Annotated in this window: 1 protein-coding gene; it reads left to right on the top strand. The window is 63.4% G+C overall.

The window, feature by feature from the left end:
• Positions 1 to 394: 394 nt before the first annotated feature.
• Positions 395 to 757 (top strand): transposase (locus XarbCFBP7408_RS22050; RefSeq protein WP_146093839.1); only part of this gene is annotated, 363 nt, incomplete at its 3' end.

Here is a 757-nt window from a genome sequence, read left to right on the forward strand (position 1 = left end):
GCGATTTCGTCAGCCTGGACGAGCGCCAGCTCATGCGTCCGCGCCAGGCCAACGGCGACCTACCCATCATCACCTTCGCCACCCTGGCACCGGGCAGCGCGTTGATCGACGCTGGCGCCGATACCGGTGAGGCCTTCAACGGGCGTGCACCGGACCTGGGGGCATTCGAGGCGCCTTGATCCGGACGATGGCGCCAGCCGCCTGGCCGGCGGTCAGCGCCAGCGTGCCCGGCAGGATTAAGGGCCGGCAGGGATTCGCGTAAAAGACCTTTACTGACAGCGAGTTAGCTCGCTTTTGGGGAGACCTGATTAGCCCTGACCCTCAGCGAGCAATCGCAAGATCTGAGCCGGCATGGGGAGATGCTGTTGCCAGCTGAAGCCGACGAGGTGGCCCGATGAGTATCAATGCCGTGCAGTTCCAGGCTGGATTGTCGATGCCGGAGTTCTTCGCTGCCTACGGTACCGAGGCCAAGTGCTACCGCGCTCTGTATCAATGGCGGTGGCCGCAGGGATTTCGCTGCCCTTCCTGCGCTGGACGGGCGCGCTCGCGCTTCAAGCGTGGTGGCGCCATCTACTCTCAATGCAGCGTGTGCCGGCACCAGACCAGCCTGATCGCGGGCACGATGTTCCAAGGCACCAAACTGCCACTGCGCATCTGGATGCCGGCCTTGCACCTGTTGACCTCGACCAAGACCAACATGGCCGCGCTGGAACTGATGCGTCATCTGGGCATCAACTACAAGAGTGCTTGGCGGATG

Source organism: Xanthomonas arboricola pv. guizotiae (assembly GCF_002940205.1).
In the GTDB taxonomy this organism is placed as follows: domain Bacteria; phylum Pseudomonadota; class Gammaproteobacteria; order Xanthomonadales; family Xanthomonadaceae; genus Xanthomonas; species Xanthomonas arboricola_C.